Genomic DNA, 18,114 nt, shown 5'->3' on the forward strand with positions numbered 1-18,114 from the left:
GACCCGTACCCGGCGACGCTCTACTTTCGCGCTGAGCACTTGTGTGCGGTCTGCGCACAGCCCGTCGAAGAGCTGTCCCACTTAGGGGGATTCATGCGTCGTCTGCTCATCTGCCTCGCGGCCGGTGCCGTGTTCGCCGCCGCGACGGCCTGCGGTTCCGACTCCTCCGGGTCGGGCGGCGAGGACAAGGGGTCGGGCGGTACCACCACGCTCAAGGTGGGGGTCATTCCCATCCTGGACGTCGCCCCCATCTATCTGGGCCAGAAGAAGGGCTTCTACTCCGAGCGCGGTCTGAAGCTGGAGCTGACCCCCGCCCAGGGCGGGGCGGCGATCGTGCCCGGTGTCGTGTCCGGCCAGTTCCAGTTCGGCTTCAGCAACACGACGTCCCTGCTGGTCGCCCAGTCCAAGAACGTGCCCGTCAAGGTCGTGGCGAACGGCGTCGCCTCCACCGCGAAGGAGGGTGCCGATTTCATGGGCACCACGGTGAAGAAGGGCAGCCCGATCAAGTCCCCCAAGCAGTTGGAGGGCAAGAAGGTCGCGGTCAACACGCTCAACAACATCTGCGACACCTCGATCAAGGAGTCGGTCCGCAAGGACGGCGGCGACCCGTCCAAGGTCAAGTTCGTCGAGATGCCCTTCGAGCAGATGCCGGCCGCGCTCGACGGCGGACAGATCGACGGAGCCTGCACACCGGAGCCCGCGCTCGCCACGGTCAAGGCCGCGGGCGGCAGGTCCATCGCGTCGAGCTTCTACGACGTGGACCCGAACCTCACCGTGGCCATGTACTTCACCTCCCAGCAGTACGCCCAGCAGAACCCGGAGGTGGTGAAGAAGTTCCAGGAGGCGACGGCCGAATCACTCAAGTACGCCGACAGCCACCCGGACGAGGTCCGCGAGATCCTCACCACGTACACGAAGATCCCCAGCACCCTGCTGGACAAGCTGACTTTCCCTCACTGGCCCGCTGAGCCGAACCGCGCCTCCATCGAGCGTCTCGCCGAACTGGCCAAGCAGGACGGCCTGTTCAAGGAGACCCCGGACCTGGACAAGCTGCTGCCGTGAGGGGAACCAACGCCGCCCTGGGCGCGGCCGGGCTCGCGGGTTTCCTCGCGCTGTGGGAGGCGGTCCCTCGTCTCGGCGTCGTCTCCGAGGACTACTTCCCGCCGGTCAGCCGCGTCGCCGGCGCGCTCGTCACCGAGCTCGGCGACCAGGCGTTCTGGACGGCGCTCGGGGACACGCTCACCGGCTGGGCGCTGGGGCTGGCGATCGCGGTGACGGCCGGGATCCTCGCCGGAGTGGTGATCTCGATCGTGCCGTTGCTGCGCGAGGCGACCGCGTCCACGATCGAGTTCCTGCGCCCGATCCCGTCGGTCGCCCTGATCCCGCTCGCGGTCCTGCTGTACGGCTCGGAACTGCGCTCGGTGCTGCTGCTGGTGGTGTACGCGTCCTTCTGGCAGGTGCTGATCCAGGTGCTGTACGGCGTCCGGGACGTCGACCCGGTCGCCGAGGAGACGGCCCGCTCGTACGGCCTCGGTACGTGGGCCCGGGTCCGCCACGTCCTGTGGCCGACCGCCCTGCCGTACGTCATGACCGGCGTCCGCCTGGCCGCCGCGGTCGCCCTGATCCTGGCGGTGACCGCCGAACTCGTCATCGGCGCCCCGGGGTTGGGCGCGCGCATCATGGTCGCCCAGACCTCGCAGGCCGTGCCGGAGATGTACGCGCTGGTGGTGGTCACCGGGGTGCTCGGGCTGCTGATCAACGTGGGCGCGCGCACGGTGGAGCGCCGGGCGCTGGCCTGGCACCAGTCGGTTCGCGGGGAGGTGGCGGTGTGAAACGCCTGGCCCTGCGGCTGTTCTTCGTCCTCGCACTGCCCGTACTCCTGGTGACCGCCTGGTGGCTCGCCTCCTCCGGCAGCACCGACGTGTACTGGCCCCCGCTGCGCACGATCCTCACCACGTTCCCGGACGTGTGGACGGCCGAGCGGCTGCACGCCGACGTCGTCCCCAGTGTGCTGCGGCTGCTGGCCGGTTACGCGTCGGCGGCCGTGGTGGGTGTCGCGCTGGGCACGGTCATCGGCTCGTACCGGCACATACGGGCGGTGTGTGAACCGGTCCTGGAGTTCCTGCGAGCCGTGCCGCCGCCCGTCCTCGTGCCGGTCATCATGCTGTTCGCCGGAATCGGCGACACGATGAAGATCGCCGTGATCGCGAGCGGCTGTGTGTGGCCGATCCTGCTCAACACGGTCGAGGGCGTGCGGGCGGTGGACTCGGTCATGTCGGAGACGGCCCGGTCGTACGGCATCACGGGCACCGCACGCCTGCGCCACGTGGTCCTGCGGTCGGCGAGCCCGCAGATCTTCGCGGGGCTGCGGCAGGCCCTGTCCATCGGCATCATCCTGATGGTGATCAGCGAGATGTCCGTGTCCAGCAACGGGCTCGGCTTCACCATCGTCACGTTCCAGCGCACGTTCGCGATCCCCGACATGTGGACCGGCATCCTGGTCCTCGGCCTGCTCGGGTTCCTGCTGTCGGTCGTCTTCCAGCTGGTCGAACGGCGGGTCCTCGGCTGGTACCACGGTCTGCGCGCGTCCTCCAGGCAGTCGTCGTGAAGCTTGAGAAGAAGCTCGAGAAGGGGCAGTCCATGGACGGGCTTCTTGCCGTATCCGGCCTCAAGAAGGTCTACGAGGGTTCCGGCCGCCGGGTGGAGGCGGTGCGAGACCTCACGTTCACCGTCGACGCGGGCGAACTCGTCTGTCTGGTCGGCCCGTCGGGCTGCGGAAAGACCACGCTGCTGAAGTGCGTGGCCGGACTGCTCGCGCCCACGTCCGGCGAAGTCCTGCTGGAGGGACAGCGGGTGAGCGGGCCGCCGCCGGGCATGGCGGTGGTCTTCCAGGAGTACGGGCGCAGTCTGTTCCCCTGGATGCGGGTGCGCGAGAACGTCGAACTCCCGCTCAGGCAGAAGAAGCTGCAGCCTGCCAAGCGCCGCGAGCTCGTCGCCGACGCACTGGAGTCGGTCTCTCTCGCCGACGCCGCGGACGCCTATCCCTGGCAGTTGTCGGGCGGCATGCAGCAACGGGTGGCGATCGCCCGCGCGCTCGCGTACGAGCCGGAGGTGATGCTCATGGACGAGCCCTTCGCGGCGGTGGACGCCCAGACCCGCGCCGATCTGGAGGACCTGGTGCGCGGGCTGTGGCGGCAGCGGGGCATCACGATCCTCTTCGTGACGCACGACATCGACGAGGCCGTGTATCTCGGGGAGCGAGTGCTGATCCTCTCCGCCTCCCCGACCGTGGTCCAGGAACAGATCAAGGTCGATCTGCCCGCCGAACGCGACCAGTTGCACACCCGGGTGGCCCCGCGCTTCGCCGAGCTGAGGACCCATGTGTACGAGCAGATCCAGGCGGCGAAGCGCGGTGGGCCGGGCCTGAAGGCGGACGCGCCGCCACCTCGGTGAACGCGGCGAAACCGGGCCTCGCGAACACCTGTGCGCGTTCGACGTCGCCGCTACCGGGCCAGTTCCTTGTGGGCCGTCTCCGGCAGCCGCAGATAGACCACCGAGGAGACGAGGCAGAGCCCGGCCACGTACCAGGGAAAGAGCCCTGAGTGGCCGATCTCCTTGAAGAGCGTGCCGACGTACGGGGCCGTGCCGCCGAAGAGGGCCACGGTGAGCGAGTAGGGGAAGCCGATTCCGGCGGCGCGCACGCGCGGCGGGAAGATCTCCGCGTTCACGGCCGCGCTGATCGAGGTGAAGCCGGTGAGCAGCACCATGCCCGCGCAACTCACGAGCAGCAGCACGGCGAACGAGTCGTGCAGGGAGCGCAGCAGCGGCACGCTCAGCAGGGCGAAGCCCAGACCGAAGAAGAGGAGGAGCGGACGGCGGCCGAAGCGGTCCGACAGCAGTCCGCCGAGCGGCTGGAGCAGTCCGAAGAACGCCAGCGAGATCGTGCCGGCGAGCAGGGCGTCGGACTTTTCGATGCCCGCGTTGAGCTCCGCGTACGTGGGCAGATACGAGGTCCAGGTGTAGTACGCGATGGTGCCGCCCGCCGTGATGCCGCAGATCAGCAGGGACTCGCGTGGGTGGTGCCGCAGGGCGTCCAACAGGCCCGGGCGCGGGGCCTGTCGCTGCTCGGCGCTCCGTGTCTCGTGCGCCCCCTGCCGGATCCAGAAGCCGACGAGACTCAGGGCGGCGCCGAGCAGGAACGGGACCCGCCAGCCCCAGCCCTCCATCTGCCCGTCGCTCAGCGCGCCGACGAGCAGAGCCGCCATGCCCGACGCCAGGAGCTGGCCCGCCGTCGTGGAGACGTACTGGAAACTGGAGAACAGGCCGCGTCGCCGGGGGCCCGCCGACTCGACGAGGAAGGTCGTGGAGGCCGCGAACTCGCCGCCCACGGACAGCCCCTGGAGCAGCCGTGCGCAGACGAGCACGACGGGAGCGAGGACGCCGACGGCCGCGTACGTCGGCGTCAGCCCGACCAGCAGGCTGCTGCCGCCCATCAGCAGAATGGTGACCGTGAGCGCGGTGCGCCGCCCGTGCCGGTCCGCGACCGCGCCCATCAGGAGCCCGCCGACCGGGCGCATGAAGAAGCCGACCGCGAAGACGGCGAAGGTCGACAGCAGCGGAACCAGGGAATTGCCGGAGCCCTTGGGGAAGATCTGGTCGGCGATGTACGTCGCGAGGAAGGTGTACGCGTACCAGTCGTACCACTCCACGGCATTGCCCACGGAAGCGGCGAGTAGCTGCCGTACCGGGCGCCGGGTGGGAGTGCGAGCGGGGTGGGTCTGTGTCATGACCGCGACCATCCCCAGCGCGGTGGCCGCGCACACCTGACCGGAGCGAGGGCTTCCCCTCCGCCGGTCGCGGGAACGCTCCGGACGACAGCGCCCGACTGTTCGCATCGCGTATGCCCACCGGTCACATCAGCGCCGCACGCCCCTTTCCTGACATCTGCTGCTCTTGGAACACTCCTTTCGCGCAGGTTCCAGCACTTCCCCAAGGGCCCCACTCCACACCAGTCCAGGACAAGAGGTCACCCAGCCATGTCTCAAGTGAACAGGCGTCGTTTCCTCCAGCTCGCGGGCGGCACCGCGACGTTCAGCTCGCTGTCGGCCAGCATCGCCAAGGCAGCGTCGATTCCCGCGGGTTATCACCGCGGCACCATCGAGGACGTCGAGCACATCGTCGTCCTCATGCAGGAGAACCGGTCCTTCGACCACTACTTCGGCTCCCTCAGAGGCGTCCGCGGCTTCGGCGACCCGCACCCCGTGACCCTCGACAGCGGCAAGTCGGTGTGGCACCAGCCCGACGGCAACAAGGACGTGCTGCCCTTCCACCCGGAAGCCGACGACCTGGGCATGCAGTTCCTGGAAGGCCTGCCGCACGGCTGGCCCGACGGGCAGGCCGCCTACAACGGGGGCAAGTACGACAGGTGGGTCCCCGCGAAGGGCACCACGACCATGGCGTACCTGACGCGCGAGGACATCCCGTTCCACTACGCGCTCGCCGACACCTTCACCATCTGCGACGCCTACCACTGCTCGTTCATCGGCTCCACCGACCCGAACCGCTACTACATGTGGACGGGTTACACGGGCAACGACGGCAAGGGCGGCGGCCCCGTCCTCGGCAACGACGAACTCGGCTACGACTGGACCACCTACCCCGAGCGCCTGGAGAAGGCGGGGATCTCCTGGAAGATCTACCAGGACATCGGCGACGGTCTGGACGCGGCGGGCTCCTGGGGCTGGATCGAGGATGCGTACCGCGGCAACTACGGAGACAACTCGCTGCTCTACTTCAACAAGTACCGCAACGCGGCGCCCGGTGATCCGCTGTACGACAAGGCCCGCACCGGCACCGACGCCAAGAACGGCGACGGCTACTTCGATGTGCTGAAGGCCGACGTCAAGGCGGGCAAGCTGCCGCAGATCTCCTGGATCGCCGCCCCCGAGTCTTTCTCCGAGCACTCCAACTGGCCCTCGAACTACGGCGCCTGGTACATCTCCCAGGTCCTGGACGCGCTCACCGCCAACCCCGAGGTCTGGGCGAAGACCGCGCTGTTCATCACGTACGACGAGAACGACGGCTTCTTCGACCACCTCGTGCCGCCGCTGCCGCCGCGCTCCGCCGACCAGGGCAAGTCCACCGTCGAGGTCGGCCCGGACCTCTTCGCGGGGAGCGCGACCCACGTCGCCGGCCCGTACGGCCTCGGCCCGCGGGTTCCGATGCTGGTCGTCTCGCCCTGGAGCAAGGGCGGTTACGTCTGTTCGGAGACCTTGGACCACACCTCGATCCTCCAGTTCATGGAGCGTCGCTTCGGGGTGCGCGAGCCGAACATCTCGCCGTGGCGGCGCGCGATCTGCGGCGACCTCACCGCCGCGTTCGACTTCGCCCGCAAGGACGCCGCGCCCGTCGCACTCCCGGACACGGACGACTACGAACCGCAGGACCGCGAACGCCACCCCGACTACCGCCCGAAGGTGCCGGCCGACCCGAGCATGCCCCGGCAGGAGCGCGGGCTGCGTCCGGCCCGCCCGCTCAAGTACGCGCCGAAGGTGGACGGTTCGGCAGACCCCGTGGCCGGAACGTTCACGCTGACCTTCGCCTCCGGTCGCAGGGCGGGCGCCTCGTTCCTCGTCACCTCGGGCCATCGCACCGACGGCCCGTGGATGTACACCACCGAGGAGGGCAAGAGCGTCTCGGACACCTGGAACTCGGCCGAGTCGAACGGCTCGTACGACCTGACCGTGCACGGCCCGAACGGCTTCCTGCGCGTCTTCAAGGGCCCCGGCAAGGCGGCCGGCCCCGAGGTCAGCGCGCGGCACGTCGGCGACGACGTGGAGCTGACCTTCACGAACAAGGGCACCGCCACGGCGAGCCTGAAGCTCACGAACGGCTATGGAGGGCAGCCCCAGACGTTCAAGGTGCGGCAGGGCACGACCGTGCGGCACACCGTGGATCTGCGGACGAGCAGGCGCTGGTACGACCTGACCGTCACGTCCGATGCGGACGGCTCGTTTCTGCGCCGGTTCGCCGGACATGTCGAGAACGGGCAGCCGGGCGTCAGCGATCCCGCCATCATGACGGTGTAGGAGAGGCGATGAGGTCCACACCAAATCGACCGGTCACATACCGGTGGGCTCGCGGTAGTGTGCCCCGGTGACCACGCACTCGAACACACCTGCAGGCTGGTACCCGGATCCTCAGGGGGCGCCCCAGACGCTCCGCTACTGGGACGGTGCACAGTGGACCCAGCACACCAGTCCGGACCAGCAGGGTCAGGGCGCTCAGCAGCCGCAGGCCGTGCCTCAGCCCGCCCAGCCCGCTCAGCAGGCTGGGCAGGCTGTTCCGCAGCAGGCGCCCGGTGTCGATGCGCGTGTGCAGCGACAGGTGCAGCAGCAGGCCGGGGTCGCGCCGAACGCGGCCGGTGGAGGCACCCTGTTCACCGAGCCGGTCCTGGTGGTGAACCAGAAGGCCAAGCTGATCGAGCTGACCAACGAGTACAAGGTCATGGACCAGCAGGGCAACCAGCTCGGCTCGGTCGTGCAGGTCGGGCAGAGCGCGCTGAAGAAGGCCGCACGCTTCATAGCCAGCGTCGACCAGTTCATGACCCACAAGTTGGAGATCCGTGACGCCTACGGTCAGCCGCAGTTGCTGCTGACGCGCCCCCGGAAGTTCATGAAGTCGCGGGTGCTCGTGGCGCGTCCGGACGGTCAGCCGGTCGGCGAGATCGTCCAGCAGAACATGATCGGAAAGATCAACTTTGCGATCATGGCCAACGGGCAGCAGGTCGGCGCGATCAAGGCGGAGAACTGGCGCGCCTGGAACTTCGCGATCGTCGATCACGCGGACAACGAGGTCGCCCGGATCACCAAGACCTGGGAAGGCCTGGCCAAGACGATGTTCACGACCGCGGACAACTACGTCCTGCAGATCCATTTCCAGCTTCCCGAGCCCCTGCTGAGTCTTGTGGTGGCGACGGCCCTGACGGTCGACACGGCGCTCAAGCAGGACAAGCGCGGCCTGGGCTGACAGGGTGTGACGCGGGAAGGGCGGTCGCGGATCTCCGCGACCGCCCTTCCCGCTGTGGTGAGTTCACAAGGGAGTGAGGTGTCCCGGCTTCGGCTGCCGGGGCAGCAGCGAAGGCTCCTGTGACGCCGACCCGGGCTCCAGCGCCAGTACCGCCGCGACGGGATGGTCGTGGTCGTCGGCCGGGGGCGACTCGGGCGTCGTACGCCGCGGTTCGGGTGTCGCATGCGAGAGAGTGACGACGCCCCAAGCGGCGACCCCCGCCCCTGCCGACGCCGGCAACAGACCCGCCACCCCGCCCTGCAACCCCTCGCCCAGCAGGAAGAGGCCGATGACCGCGGCGGCCATCGGGTTGGCCAGCGTCACCACCGCGAGCGGCGCGCCGAGGCCGCCCCGGTAGGCGGTCTGCGACAGCAGCAGCCCGGCCGTCGCGAACGCCGCGACCAGCAGGGCGACCACGACCACCTGCGCGCCGAGCAGCGGCGCCGAACGGTCCGTCGCGGCCACCGTCACGGTCTGCGTGAGCGCGGACGCGACACCCGAGGCGAAGCCCGACGCGGTCGCGTGCCGCAGCCCGGGACGCGTGCCGGGCCGGGACAGGACGCCGATCACGGCCGCGGTCGTGCCCGCGACCGCCAGTGCCTCCGGCACGCTCAGCACCTCGTCGGGCGAGGGCCCGGACGCGGTGGCGAGCAGCGCGGCGAGCCCGGTCAGCGTGAGCGCCGTACCCCGCCACTCGATGCTGCTGACCCGCCGGCCCGCCGCCCGTGCGCCGAGCGGCACGGCGGCCACCAGGGTGAGCGCGCCGAGCGGCTGGACCAGGGTGAGCGGCCCGTACTTGAGGGCGGCCACGTGCAGCAGCGCGGCGGACCCGTTGAGCGCGACCGAGGACCACCACGCGCCACTGCCGAGGAGGCGCAGTATGCCGGAGCCGGGGGTTCGGGAGGCCAGCCGCTCCTGGGCCACGGCCGCGGCGGCGTACGCGACGGCGGAGAACAGCGAGAGGACGATGGCGACGACGGTGGCGCTCATCGGCCGGCTCCCACGAGTTCGGGAGCCGAGTCCCCGGCCGGTGCCAGGGGCTCCGGTGCCGTGTCCTGCGGCGGTGCCCCGGCCTCCGGTCGCGTGTCCGCTCCCGGTGTCCCGGGCTGCGAGGGACCGTCCGAAGCCGTCGTCCGGTGCTGCGGCCGGATCACCGCGAGGACGATGCCCAGCAGCGCGGCCGCGACGATCGCGTCGAGCCAGTAGTGATTCGCGGTACCGACGATCACGAGCAGGGTGAGCAGCGGATGCAGCAGCCACAGCGGGCGCCATCGTGACTTGGTCGCGACGATGAGGCCGATCGCCACCATCAGGGCCCAGCCGAAATGCAGTGACGGCATCGCCGCGAACTGGTTCGACAAGGAGTCGGCCTCCGGCGAGGCCCCGTACACCGTCGGCCCGTACGCCTGCCCGGTGTCCACGAGACCCGCCGTGGCGAGCATGCGCGGCGGGGCGAGCGGGAACGCGAGATGCAGCACCAGGGCGGCGGCGGTGACCGCGGCGAGCACCCGGCGGGCCCAGACGTAGTGCGCGGGGCGTCGCAGGTACAGCCAGATCAGGAAGGCCGCGGTGGCGGGGAAGTGGACCGTCGCGTAGAAGAGGTTCGCGAGGTGCACGAGGGTGTCGCTGTGCAGCAGCCCGGACTGTACGGCGCCCTCGCCGGGAAGGCGCAGGGTCCGCTCCAGGTCCCATACGCGGTGCGCGTTGTCGAAGGCCTCGCCTGCATGGCCGGTGGCCAGTTGTCGGCCGAGCTTGTAGACGAGGAAGAGTCCCGCGACGAGCAGGAGTTCACGGACGAGGGGCGGCCGCGATATCGCGGCGGCCCCGTCTTGTGCAGGCTCGGTGCGGGCTTTCATCCCCCGGCCCCCTTGCTGACGGTGGTGCATGAAGTGGTGTGGGATGAGCCCAGGACAGGGCCCACTCGACACAGGAGTGGGTCCTGTCCAAGGCTCATCGATACGCCACTGTACCGAAACGACTCAGTTTCGGTACAGTGGCGTATCGATAGACGTACGACACACTGGGAGCGGGCCACGAGGCCGCGGGGAAGAGTGAGGAGAAGGCCATGACGTCGCAGGCAGCGGACGGACCGGAGACGGGCGCCGCCTCGCGCCGCTCCAAGCTCACGCCCGAGCGTGAGCGTGAGTTCTTCGACGCCGCGCTCGACCAGATCCGTGAGTGCGGCTATGACGCGCTGACCATGGAAGGTGTCGCCGCCAGCACCCGGTGCAGCAAGTCCACGCTCTACCGGCAGTGGAAGACGAAGCCCCAGTTCGTGGCGGCCGCGCTGCGTGCCCTCCACTGTCCGCGGTTCGCGGGCATCGACACCGGCTCGCTCGCCGGCGATCTACGGGCGGCCGCGCGCGCCGCGGGCGAGCGGTCCGATGAGGACGCCAAGCTCCTGCAGGCGCTCGGACCCGCCGTCCTGCAGGACGAAGGGCTGGAGCGGGCGCTGCGCGACGCGCTCGTGGAACCCGAGCTCGGCGCACTCCAGGAGATGCTCCGGCGCGCGGTCGACCGGGGCGAGATCGCCGCCGGCCACCCGGCCCTGGAGTTCGTGCCCGCGCAGCTGCTTGCCGTGATCCGGCTCCGCCCGCTTCTGGAGGGGCAGCACGCGGATGCCGACTATCTCGTCCGTTATGTGGAGGCGGCCCTGATCCCCGCCCTGGGGCTCTCGGAGTCCACCTGAGACGCGGGCCGTCGTCCGTGGGATGACCGGACGGCCGCCTGCTCGCGCCGCACCGTGGGGACGGGGGCGGCGCGAACCCCCCGGCCGGGTGGGGCTTCTCCTGAGCGGAGAGTCCCCACCCGGCCGACCGGTGTCACACGTTCTGCCCGTTGCCGCCGCCCGCGGCGGCCTTGATGCCCTTGGTGATCTGGTCGATCACGGACTGTTTGGGGGCCTTGTCGTCGACGTCGATGCCGAAGCGGACGACCACGAGGAGCTTCGGGGTGGCGGGGGAGGGGAAGGCGAGCGACTCGACATAGCCGTCGTCGCCCTTGCTCGTGACGACCTTCCAGCGGACCATGTAGCCCTTCTGGCCCGCCACGGTCACCGCCTTCGAGGCGAGTTCGTCGTGCGAGGTGATCTTGCCGTAGGTCGTGCCGCCATAGGAGTCCTCGGCGTTCTTGGAGATGTCCTCCTTGGCGGCCGCCTCGGCGGTGGTCGCCTTGATCTCCCAGGCCGCGGCGGGTGCGGAGTTGGCCCCGCCGCGCAGGCACTGCTTGGAGGTGTCGCCGGGGCACTTGTACGTTCCCGTCGACACCGAGGCGCCGACCTGCTCGGACTTGCCGGTCCAGCCGTCGGGCACGGGGAGGCTGATGCCGCTGATCGCGTCGGTGGCGTAGCCGTCCTCGGTGCGCGGTGCCCGGGGCTGCCCCGGGGCACCGCTCTCTCCGCCGTCGGGGCCGCCCTGACCGCCGCCGTCCTGTCCCTGGGGGCCCGGCCGGGTGGGTGCCGGGCGGGCGTTGTTCTGATCGCCGCCGCCCGAGCCGTCGTTCGCGGTCAGCGCGTACACACCGCCGCCTATGCCCGCGAGGACCGCGACCGCCGCGGCGATCGCGATGCCCGTGCGCAGGCCGCGGCGCGGCGAACCGGGCGGCATGGCCGGATACGGTCCAACGGACGGCGCATACGCGGGGGGACCCCATGCGGCCGGCCCCGCGGGACGGGTCTGTTCCGTCCACGTCTTTCCGTCCCACCAGCGTTCCGTGGCGGGACCGTCACTTGTCTGCCCGGGGTCGGGATACCAGCCGGGGGGAGTCACCTGGGTCATGGGTCCACCGTATGAGCCTCTTGTGAAAGCCGGATGAGAACCTTCCGGCCGACTTCGCCCGAACACACCCGAACGTCGGTCGCCCGTCTTCCGCGCCCGTCTTCCGCACCCGTCTTCCGCACCCGGGCGCCGGGGCCTCTCGCCGTCGCGGCGACGAGCGAAAGTTGGGTGTCAATCTCCGGCTGCCGCCTGGCAGTTGTTTTCACCGCGCTGGTCGGCGGCCCTCGGCCGTCGCCTTCCGTCCCCGGTTGTCACCCATCATGGCAACAGGTGTCCCGACCAGGCGCCATGGCGGCTTCCGGAGGGCTACGCTCAAGGTTTGTACGTCATTTGGGCGACCTGGGGAGGTAGCGGGATGACGGAGGCACGGCGGGGAACGGCTGCCTCGGCTCCTCTCTGGGAGCGCGACGCGGAACTCGCGGCGATCGCGGAGGCCGTCGACGCCCTGTGCTCCGGTACGGCACTGGGCAGTCTGGTGGTGTTCAGCGGCGAGGCCGGCATCGGCAAGACCGCACTGCTCACCGAGGCCCGCCGGATGGCGGAGGCCCGCCGCTGCACCGTGTGGTCGGCACGCGGCGGCGAGACCCTCACGTCCGTCCCCTTCAATGTCGTACGGCAGTTGCTGCAGCCCGCGCTCATATCGCTCATGCCCGACGAGGCGCGCGAGTACTTCGGCGACTGGTACGACATCGCCGGCCCCGCTCTCGGGATCGCGGAGCCGGGCGCGCGACAGGCCGATCCGCAGGGCGTGTGCGACGGCCTGGTCGCGGCGGTGCGCCGGCTCGCCCGGCGCGAGTGGCCGCTCGTGCTGATCATCGACGACGCACACTGGGCCGACCAGGAGACCCTGCACTGGCTGGCCGCCTTCGCGGAACGCCTCGACGACCTGCCCGTCCTGGTCCTGGTCGCCCGCCGCCCCGAGGGGCTCACCGGAGCGAGCGCCCGCCACCTGGACGCGGTCGCCGCCACGGCCGGACCGACCGCCACCCTGAGCGCGCTGACCCCGGACGCCACCGCGGGAATCACCCGCGCCACGCTCGGCGCCCACGCCGACAACCCGTTCTGCCGTGAGGTGTGGGCGGTCACCGGCGGCAACCCGTACGAGACCGTGGAACTCCTCGCCAAGGTCCAGGACAGCGCACTGCAACCGGTCGAGGGCTCGGCCGCCGAACTGCGCGGCCTCAACCAGTCGGCGCGCGGCCGCGGACTCGTCGACCGCCTCGAAGGGCTCGGCGTCGACGCCACGCGACTGGCCTGGGCGGCCGCGATCCTCGGCACCCGGATCTCCCTCGACCTCGCGGCCGATCTCGCCGGGATGCCGCCCGAGGACGCGCAGCGCTGTGCGGAACTCCTGGGCGCGGCCCGTATCCTCACCGAGGCCGACCGGTCGAACGGTCAAGTGGCCGGCGGAGAGCTGGAGTTCGTGCACCCGCTCATCGCGAGCGCCGTGTACCGCTCGATACCGGACGGCCTGCGTACCGCGATGCACGGTGTGGCCGCCTCGGTCGTCACCGCGTCCGGCCGCGGCGCCGCGGCGGCCTCCCGCCATCTCCTGGAAGTGCACCCGGACGACGACCCCGAGGTCGTCGAACAGATGCGTGAGGCGGCCCGCGAGCACCTCGCCGTCGGCGCCCCCGACGCGGCCCGCCGCTGTCTGGAGCGCGCCCTGCTGGAACCCCCGGTACCGGAGGTCCACGCGCATGTGCTCTACGAATTGGGCTGCGCCACCCTCCTCACCTCGCCCGCCACCACGATCCAGCATCTGCGGGAGGCGCTCACCCTGCACGGCCTGGAGCGCGATCTGCGCGTCGACGCCGTCTGCCGTCTCTCCCAGGCGCTCGTCCACAACGACCAGTTGGAGGAGGCCGTCCGCGCGATCGACGAGGAGGCCACCCGGCTGGAGCACGGCCCCGCCCGGATGCGTCTGCAGGCCGTGCACTACATGTGGGAGGGCATCCACGCCGGCGAGGAGGACGCGTCCGGCCGCTCCCGCCGCCTCGCCGAGCTCGTCAAGCCGCTGACCGGCCGCGACAACTCCGAGCGCGCCCTGCTCATCCTGCGTGCCTTCGACGCCATGACCCGGGGGGAGAACGCGGAGGAGGTCGTCGAGCTGTGCGACCGCGCCCTCGTCAACGGCCGCCTCGCGCCCGGACTCGGCTGGACCGACACCGAGTGGACCTTCGAGCTCCTCATGATGCTCGGCGTCTCCTACACCTACGCCGACTGCCTCGACCGCGCCGAGAGCCTCTTCTCCGAGGCCCGACGGGCGTACGAGACCGCCGGGTGGAGCGGCGGCCATCTGGCTCTCGCACTCGCCTACGGCGGCTATGTGCACCGCAGACGCGGCAGCCTCACGGTGGCGGAGGACCTTCTGCGCGAGTCGCTGCGGCTGGCCGACCGCGTGGGCCGTGGACTGCCCATGCACTGGTCCTCGGTCTGCATGCTCGTCGACACGCTGCTCGCCCGCGGCCATGTCGGCGAGGCCGAGGAGATCGCCGAGCGCTACGCCTTCGAGCCGCCCCACCCGTCCACGATCGTGCTGCCCGACACCCACTCCGTCCGCGGCCGCCTCCTGATCGCCACCGGCCGTGTGGAGGACGGCCTGAACGAGCTGGAGACCGCGGAGAAGGTGGCGGCGTCGCGCGGCGGCCACAACGCGGTGATGGCGCCCTGGGCGGCCGACCTCGCCCTGACCCTCGCCGCCCAGGACCCGCGACGCGCCGCGGAAGTGGCGGCCGACCTTCGCGTCCAGGCCGAACGCTTCGGCACCGACACCGCCATAGGAGAGGCCCTCCGCTGCGCCGCCGCCCTGGAGACCGGCCAGCGCTCGATCGCCCTGTACACCCAGGCGGTCACCTACCTGGAGGCGTCTCCCTGCTCCTACGAACACGCCTTGGCCCGCGTCGAGTACGGCATCGCTTCCCGCTCCGCCACGGAACTCGAGCGCGGTCTGACACTGGCCCGCTCGTGCGGCGCGGACGGCCTCGCGGCGAGGGCGGAGGAGGCGCTGGCCGCGGGGGGTGGCCGACGCTAGCCGTTGGGGGCCCAGCGGGGGTTTTCGCCGGAGGGGCTGATTTTTCGAGCCCGGGCCGGCATCAATCAGCCCGTCCGGCGTTTGAGGACGAGGCCGTTCAGGCCGATACGGGGGTCTGGGGGCGGAGCCCCCAGGGGATGGGAATGGGTAGGGGCGGCGGGGGCGAATGACGTCGGTACGTCACCCCGTGGCCTCGTCCTCCTCGGAGAGGACCCGCTGGGCCACCGCGAACGCCGAATTGGCCGCCGGGACACCGCAGTACACGGCGCTCTGCAGCAGCACCGCCCCGATCTCCTCCGGAGTGAGCCCGTTGCGGCGGGCGGCCCGGACGTGCATCGCCAGCTCGTCGTAGTGGCCGTGAGCGACCAGCGCGGTCAGCGTGATCAGACTGCGCTCGCGGCGCGACAACGTCGGATCCGTCCAGATCTCGCCCCACGCGTAACGCGAGATGAAGTCCTGGAACCGAGCAGTGAACGGAGACTGCCGGGCCTGAGCCCGGTCCACGTGAGCGTCGCCGAGCACCTGCCGGCGTACCTCCATCCCGCGCCGCGCCCCGCCGCCGAAGTGCGCGCGCAGGGCGGTGAGTACGGCCTCCGGCTGTTCGGCGGGCGCCAGATGCGAGGCGCGCGGGATCTCGGTGAGCGCGGCGCCGGGCACGGCGTCGGCGATCTCACGCAGATGCGCGGGCGGCGTCGCCGGGTCCTCGCGACCGGCGACGAGAAGGGTGGGCGCGCCGATCCGCGGCAGCCGATCACGAATGTCGAAGGCCCCGAGCGCGTCGCAGCAGGCGGCGTACGCGTCCGGGTCCGCCGTACGGTGGTCCTCGACGAGTTCCGGCACGGTGAAACCGGGCGTGAACCAACGGGAGTTCGCGCTCTCCGCGAGACCCGCCAGCCCCTCGGCGCGGACCAGCGCAGCCCGCTCCTGCCACGGCTTGGAGCCGTTGAAGTGGGCCGAGGAGCAGATCACGGCGAGGCTCTCGACACGTTCCGGGTGGTGCGCCGCGAGGTGCAGCCCCACCGCGCCGCCGAGCGAGACACCGGCGTAGGAGAAGCGGTCGATGCCGAGCGAGTCGGCGAGGGAGAGGACCAGGCCGGCCAGCTCGTCGACGGTCGCGCCGGGCCCGATCAGGTCGGCGGGGGAGCCGCCGTGGCCGGGAAGGTCCCAGCGCACCACCCGGTGGGTGATGGACAGTTCGGGCGCGACCTTGTCCCACAAGGCCATCGATGTGCCGAGGGACGGGCCGAGGAACAGCGGCGGAGCGGTGGCGGATCCCTCGGCGCGATGGTGCAGCTGTTTGCCGGTCGGCTGGGTGGTCAACGTCGCTCCAGGGCACGGTCGGTGAGGGCTCCCGCGGAGCCGGTGTACTGGGTCGGGTCGGTGAGGGCCACGAGGTCGAGTTCCTTCAGCCGTGGTTCCTCGGCGAGGAGTTGGAGGATGTCCACGAGCGGACGGTCCTCGGCGCCGGCCCGTTCGGCGGCCCGGGTGAGCAGTTCCTTCGCCCGGGCGCGGCCGAGCACCGGGGCGAGCTCGGCGGACAGCCGCTCGGAGACGATCAGGCCGTGGGTGAGGTCCAGGTGAGCGCGCATGGCCTCCGCGTGCACCTGGAGGCCCTCCGCCAGCTCGGCGGCGTCACGCGCCGCGCCGCCGACCAGGCGTAGCAGATCGCGCAGGGGTTCCCACTCGGCGTGCCAGGCGCCCGCGGGCCGCTCGTCCTCGGCGGCCAGCGAACCGTACAGCGTCGCGGCGAGCTGTGGCGCGTGGCGGGCCGCCGCGGCGATCAGCGTGGCGCGCACGGGGTTCGCCTTGTGCGGCATGGCCGAGGACCCGCCGCCGGTGCCCTCGCTCAGTTCGCGGATCTCCGTACGGGCGAGAGTGAGGACGTCCGTCGCCGTCTTGCCGAGGGCGCCCGCCGTGAACGCGAGAGCACCCGCGAGATCGGCGACCGGGGTACGGAGGGTGTGCCAGGGCAACACCGGTGCGGCCAGGCCGGCTTCGCGGGCGTACGCCTCGACGAGCGCACCGGTGTCCGAAGTCCCGTACGCGGTGAAGGCCGCCAACGTGCCCGCCGCGCCGCCGAGTTGGGCCGGAAGGCTGTCGCGTACGGACTGGAGGCGATCCCGGGCGTCCAGCACCAGGGACCGCCACCCCGCGGCCTTGAGACCGAAGGTCGTCGGCACCGCGTGCTGTGTCAGCGTGCGCCCCGGCATGGCTGTGTCCCGGTGCTCCCGGGCGAGCCGGGCCATGGCGCGCTCCGTGCGGGCGAGGTCCGCCAGGACGAGATCCAGCGTCCGCGCGGCCACCAGCATCGTGGCCGTGTCCATGATGTCCTGGCTCGTCGCGCCGCGGTGGACGTACGGGGCGTGCTCCTCGGCGACCGCCGCGGTCAGGTCCGCGACCAGCGGGATCACCGGATTGCCGCCGCCTCGCGCGCGCAGGGCGAGGGCATGGACGTCGAAGCGGGAAGCGTCCGCCGCCGCGTCCACCGCCGAGGCGGCCCGCGCCGGGACGAGACCGAGCGATGCCTGCGCGCGGGTGAGCGCCGCCTCCGCGTCGAGCAGCGCCTGGAGGTAGGCGCGGTCGCCCGTCGCGGACTCGGCGGGGGAGCCCGCTCGCCCGGGGGCGAGCAGGCCGGCGTCGGAATCGACAGGACCGACAGCTGTCACTGGAACTCCAGGAAGACCGTTTCGCCTTCGCCCTGAAGGCGGATGTCGAAACGGTACGTGCGCCGCTCCCCGGCCTGTGCGACCAGCGTGGCCCGGCGCTCCGGCGGCAGCGAGTCGAGCACCGGGTCGGCTCCCCGCGGCCCGTCCGCCAGATACGCCCGCGTGTACAGGTGGTGCAGCAGGCCGCGCGCGAACACGCACACACTGATGTACGGCAGACCGGCGTTGCCCGGCGGCAGTGTGTACAGCGCGTAGTGACCGTCGGCGTCCGTGGCGACGCGGCCGAAGCCGGTGAAGTCGGTGCCGTTCCGGCCGAGGTAGCCACCGGTCACCGGGTCGCGGCGCATCGAACCGGGGGCGCCCTTCAGGGAGCCGTCCGGGGCCGCGTGCCAGAACTCCAGCAGGGCGTCCGGGATCGGATCGCCCTCGCCGTCCAGCACGTATCCGTGCAGCGTGATCTGGTCGGGGTGGCCCTTGGGCGCGACCTGCCCGCCCTCGGGGAAGGGCAGCGCGTACCCGTAGAACGGGCCGACGGTGTGGGACGGGGTGGGGAGCAACGGCTCGGGCATGC

At 71.2% G+C, this 18,114-nt stretch carries 15 protein-coding genes; 8 read left to right on the forward strand and 7 right to left on the reverse strand.

What is annotated here, in order from left to right:
• Positions 1-93 precede the first annotated feature (93 nt).
• The 4 genes from FE633_RS19085 to FE633_RS19100 are packed head-to-tail and all read left to right on the forward strand — an operon-like array spanning position 94 to position 3,453.
• Complete coding sequence (locus FE633_RS19085) at positions 94-1,062, forward strand: ABC transporter substrate-binding protein (protein WP_138046371.1); 969 nt, start codon at positions 94-96, stop codon at positions 1,060-1,062.
• On the forward strand, positions 1,059-1,832 hold the full coding sequence (locus tag FE633_RS19090) for an ABC transporter permease (protein WP_138046372.1): 774 nt from the start codon (positions 1,059-1,061) through the stop codon (positions 1,830-1,832). Before FE633_RS19085 ends, FE633_RS19090 begins: the two co-directional genes overlap by 4 nt.
• Positions 1,829-2,608 (forward strand): ABC transporter permease, encoded by a 780-nt coding sequence (locus FE633_RS19095; protein WP_138046373.1) that lies wholly within the window; start codon positions 1,829-1,831, stop codon positions 2,606-2,608. Before FE633_RS19090 ends, FE633_RS19095 begins: the two co-directional genes overlap by 4 nt.
• A gap of 32 nt (positions 2,609-2,640) precedes the next feature.
• Positions 2,641-3,453, forward strand: coding sequence for an ABC transporter ATP-binding protein (locus FE633_RS19100; RefSeq protein WP_138046423.1), 813 nt, complete (start codon positions 2,641-2,643; stop codon positions 3,451-3,453).
• 50 nt (positions 3,454-3,503) lie between these two features.
• On the opposite strand, the gene FE633_RS19105 is transcribed toward FE633_RS19100, so the two are convergent.
• Positions 3,504-4,799, reverse strand: coding sequence for an MFS transporter (locus FE633_RS19105; protein ID WP_138046374.1), 1,296 nt, complete (start codon positions 4,797-4,799; stop codon positions 3,504-3,506).
• Positions 4,800-5,036: 237 nt separating this feature from the next.
• Between FE633_RS19105 and FE633_RS19110 the strand changes: the two genes are divergently transcribed.
• Both FE633_RS19110 and FE633_RS19115 read left to right on the forward strand, forming a co-directional pair.
• Entirely contained in the window at positions 5,037-7,088 is a 2,052-nt protein-coding gene (locus tag FE633_RS19110) for a phosphocholine-specific phospholipase C (protein ID WP_138046375.1), read from the forward strand.
• A 67-nt stretch (positions 7,089-7,155) separates the two neighbouring features.
• Positions 7,156-8,028 (forward strand): LURP-one-related family protein, encoded by an 873-nt coding sequence (locus FE633_RS19115; RefSeq protein WP_138046376.1) that lies wholly within the window; start codon positions 7,156-7,158, stop codon positions 8,026-8,028.
• A gap of 63 nt (positions 8,029-8,091) precedes the next feature.
• On the opposite strand, the gene FE633_RS19120 is transcribed toward FE633_RS19115, so the two are convergent.
• Positions 8,092-9,057, reverse strand: coding sequence for a DMT family protein (locus FE633_RS19120; RefSeq protein ID WP_138046377.1), 966 nt, complete (start codon positions 9,055-9,057; stop codon positions 8,092-8,094).
• Positions 9,054-9,923 carry a phosphatase PAP2 family protein gene (locus FE633_RS19125; protein ID WP_138046378.1) on the reverse strand — a complete coding sequence of 290 codons (870 nt, stop codon included), beginning with the start codon at positions 9,921-9,923 and terminating at the stop codon, positions 9,054-9,056. Before FE633_RS19125 ends, FE633_RS19120 begins: the two co-directional genes overlap by 4 nt.
• Positions 9,924-10,132: 209 nt before the next feature.
• On the opposite strand from FE633_RS19125, the gene FE633_RS19130 reads away from it, so the two are divergent.
• Complete coding sequence (locus tag FE633_RS19130; protein WP_138046379.1) at positions 10,133-10,756, forward strand: TetR/AcrR family transcriptional regulator; 624 nt, start codon at positions 10,133-10,135, stop codon at positions 10,754-10,756.
• Positions 10,757-10,889: 133 nt separating this feature from the next.
• On the opposite strand, the gene FE633_RS19135 is transcribed toward FE633_RS19130, so the two are convergent.
• Positions 10,890-11,843 carry a DUF2510 domain-containing protein gene (locus FE633_RS19135; RefSeq protein WP_138046380.1) on the reverse strand — a complete coding sequence of 318 codons (954 nt, stop codon included), beginning with the start codon at positions 11,841-11,843 and terminating at the stop codon, positions 10,890-10,892.
• 355 nt (positions 11,844-12,198) lie between these two features.
• Here FE633_RS19135 and FE633_RS19140 point away from each other — a divergent pair, with 355 nt between their 5' ends.
• Entirely contained in the window at positions 12,199-14,877 is a 2,679-nt protein-coding gene (locus tag FE633_RS19140; RefSeq protein WP_138046381.1) for an ATP-binding protein, read from the forward strand.
• A 180-nt stretch (positions 14,878-15,057) separates the two neighbouring features.
• On the opposite strand, the gene pcaDC is transcribed toward FE633_RS19140, so the two are convergent.
• The 3 genes from pcaDC to pcaG are packed head-to-tail and all read right to left on the reverse strand — an operon-like array spanning position 15,058 to position 18,112.
• The gene (gene pcaDC / locus FE633_RS19145; RefSeq protein WP_138046382.1) at positions 15,058-16,197 is read right to left on the reverse strand and encodes a bifunctional 3-oxoadipate enol-lactonase/4-carboxymuconolactone decarboxylase PcaDC; all 1,140 of its coding nucleotides are present in this window, start codon (positions 16,195-16,197) and stop codon (positions 15,058-15,060) included.
• Positions 16,194-17,543, reverse strand: a complete 1,350-nt coding sequence (gene pcaB, locus FE633_RS19150) for a 3-carboxy-cis,cis-muconate cycloisomerase (RefSeq protein ID WP_138046383.1) — start codon at positions 17,541-17,543, stop codon at positions 16,194-16,196. Before pcaB ends, pcaDC begins: the two co-directional genes overlap by 4 nt.
• Positions 17,540-18,112, reverse strand: a complete 573-nt coding sequence (gene pcaG / locus FE633_RS19155) for a protocatechuate 3,4-dioxygenase subunit alpha (RefSeq protein ID WP_138046384.1) — start codon at positions 18,110-18,112, stop codon at positions 17,540-17,542. Before pcaG ends, pcaB begins: the two co-directional genes overlap by 4 nt.
• Positions 18,113-18,114 lie beyond the last annotated feature (2 nt).

This window comes from Streptomyces montanus (genome assembly GCF_005786655.1).
GTDB lineage: Bacteria > Actinomycetota > Actinomycetes > Streptomycetales > Streptomycetaceae > Streptomyces > Streptomyces sporangiiformans.

Bases quoted from the DNA above. Each gene is read 5' to 3' on its own strand.
- pcaG (WP_138046384.1), bottom strand. From the start codon at position 18,112: ATGCCCGAGCCGTTGCTCCCCACCCCGTCCCACACCGTCGGCCCGTTC.
- FE633_RS19120 (WP_138046377.1), bottom strand. From the start codon at position 9,057: ATGAGCGCCACCGTCGTCGCCATCGTCCTCTCGCTGTTCTCCGCCGTC.
- FE633_RS19135 (WP_138046380.1), bottom strand. From the start codon at position 11,843: ATGACCCAGGTGACTCCCCCCGGCTGGTATCCCGACCCCGGGCAGACA.
- FE633_RS19085 (WP_138046371.1), top strand. From the start codon at position 94: ATGCGTCGTCTGCTCATCTGCCTCGCGGCCGGTGCCGTGTTCGCCGCC.
- FE633_RS19110 (WP_138046375.1), top strand. From the start codon at position 5,037: ATGTCTCAAGTGAACAGGCGTCGTTTCCTCCAGCTCGCGGGCGGCACC.
- FE633_RS19100 (WP_138046423.1), top strand. From the start codon at position 2,641: ATGGACGGGCTTCTTGCCGTATCCGGCCTCAAGAAGGTCTACGAGGGT.
- FE633_RS19105 (WP_138046374.1), bottom strand. From the start codon at position 4,799: ATGGTCGCGGTCATGACACAGACCCACCCCGCTCGCACTCCCACCCGG.
- FE633_RS19140 (WP_138046381.1), top strand. From the start codon at position 12,199: ATGACGGAGGCACGGCGGGGAACGGCTGCCTCGGCTCCTCTCTGGGAG.
- FE633_RS19125 (WP_138046378.1), bottom strand. From the start codon at position 9,923: ATGAAAGCCCGCACCGAGCCTGCACAAGACGGGGCCGCCGCGATATCG.
- FE633_RS19130 (WP_138046379.1), top strand. From the start codon at position 10,133: ATGACGTCGCAGGCAGCGGACGGACCGGAGACGGGCGCCGCCTCGCGC.